This is a genomic window from Natrinema soli, assembly GCF_028618695.1.
This window is the reverse complement of the sequence record NZ_JAQIVI010000569.1, coordinates 1-1,466: the sequence shown is the minus strand read 5'-3', so window position 1 is coordinate 1,466 and position 1,466 is coordinate 1. Positions and strand designations below refer to the sequence as shown.

Here is a 1,466-nt window from a genome sequence, read left to right as displayed (position 1 = left end):
CGCAGCCCCATGCCGAGCGTCGCGGTCGTCTTCCCCTTCCCGTCGCCCCACCAGACCTGGACGAGGCCGAACTCCTCGGGCGCGGCCGGCTCGATCCGCTCGGGTTCCGGCGTCCGTCCCTGCCCCGGCGTGTTCTCGATCGCTGAGTCCTGTGTCCGGTCGTCGCTCATACGCGAGCGGTCGACCCGAGCGTACATGTAGTTGGTCCACTCGAGTCGTCACAGCGAACCCACACTCCTAACCAAACGTGTCTTTAGGCCCCACTTCTAACGTGGGTTCAGCCAATGTCTCTCGAGTTCTCCTCGTCCGACGACACTCCCGAGTTCGAGCGCGTGATCGCCGCGCTCGATGACGAGGCGTGTTGGGAGATAATTACCGTACTCGAGGAGCCGATGACGGTCCACGACATCGCCGAGGCGACGGACCACCCGCTCTCGACGACGTATCGCAACCTCGATCGCCTGACGGAAGCCGGACTGGTCGAAGAGACCGTCGGCGTGCATCACGGTAGCCACCGGACGGCGCGCTACGTCGCCAATCTCGATCGGATCTCGATCGGACTCGACGACGACAACGAACTGTGTGCCGAAATCGATCGATCGAGTGAGCTGGGCATCTGGTCCAACACGCAACGGGAGTACTGAGCGCGCCGTTTCGCGCTCTCCGGTTGTCGAACTCCTCGAGACCGACTACCCGTCCGCGAGAGCGATCACTCTCGGCCGACGAGGTCCGCATCCGTCGGCCCCTGGCCGTCGAACTGCCGGACGAATTCGTCGAGCCGTGACGGGTCCGATGCGCCCGGGAGCCGGCGCTCCGCAGTCTCACAGTCGGCGTCGACCCCGAGCCGGTCACAGACGAGATCGGCTGTCGCCTCGGCCATCCGGCGGTACGTCGTCAACTTTCCGCCGACGATGCTACAGCAGTTTTCGACGCCCTCGTCGGCGTGCTCGAGCAGGTGAAACCCCCTCGAGATGCCGCGACCGCCGCGAGCTGCCTCGTCGGGTTCGTACAGCGGGCGGACGCCCCACCACGTTCGAACGCGCTCGCTCTCGGCGACCGACGGGAGCATCGTCGCGCACTCCTCGATCGTCCGTTCGATCTCCCAGTCGGACTGCTCGTAGGCGTCGGGATCGTCGACCGGGACGCTCGTCGTCCCGAGCACGACCTCGCCGTCGTGTGGGACGACGATGTCGCCGTCGTCGGGCTCGCGACAGCGGTTCAGCACCGGCTCGAGGCCGTCGTATGCGACCGAGACCATGACGCCGCGGGTGGGTCGCATCGAGACGGAGACGCCGGCCATGTCGGCGACGCGGCCAGCGTGGGGACCGGTCGCGTTCACGACGTAGCGCGGCCGGAGCGTGTCGTCGACGTCACCACCCAGTGTGACGGCCGTGACTCGCCCGTTTTCGACGGTCATCGACGTGACCGGTGCGTGCGTGCGGACTCGAGCGCCGTTCTCGCTGGCG

At 66.8% G+C, this 1,466-nt stretch carries 3 protein-coding genes; 1 reads left to right on the top strand and 2 read right to left on the bottom strand.

The window, feature by feature from the left end; all coding sequences use genetic code 11:
* The coding region (locus tag PGX04_RS26715; RefSeq protein ID WP_273741263.1) for a cob(I)yrinic acid a,c-diamide adenosyltransferase at window positions 1–197 on the bottom strand (197 nt) is incomplete at its 3' end.
* A gap of 87 nt (window positions 198–284) precedes the next feature.
* Here PGX04_RS26715 and PGX04_RS26710 point away from each other — a divergent pair.
* A complete protein-coding gene (locus tag PGX04_RS26710; protein WP_273741262.1) occupies window positions 285–644 on the top strand; it encodes a winged helix-turn-helix domain-containing protein in 360 nt (119 codons plus the stop codon).
* 65 nt (window positions 645–709) lie between these two features.
* Here the strand turns inward: PGX04_RS26710 and PGX04_RS26705 are convergent.
* Window positions 710–1,466, bottom strand: a 757-nt coding sequence (locus PGX04_RS26705; RefSeq protein ID WP_273741261.1) for an FAD-dependent oxidoreductase, incomplete at its 5' end; no start/stop codon positions are given.

Coding starts and splice junctions, on each gene's coding strand:
- PGX04_RS26710 (WP_273741262.1), top strand. CDS start 285: ATGTCTCTCGAGTTCTCCTCGTCCGACGACACTCCCGAGTTCGAGCGC.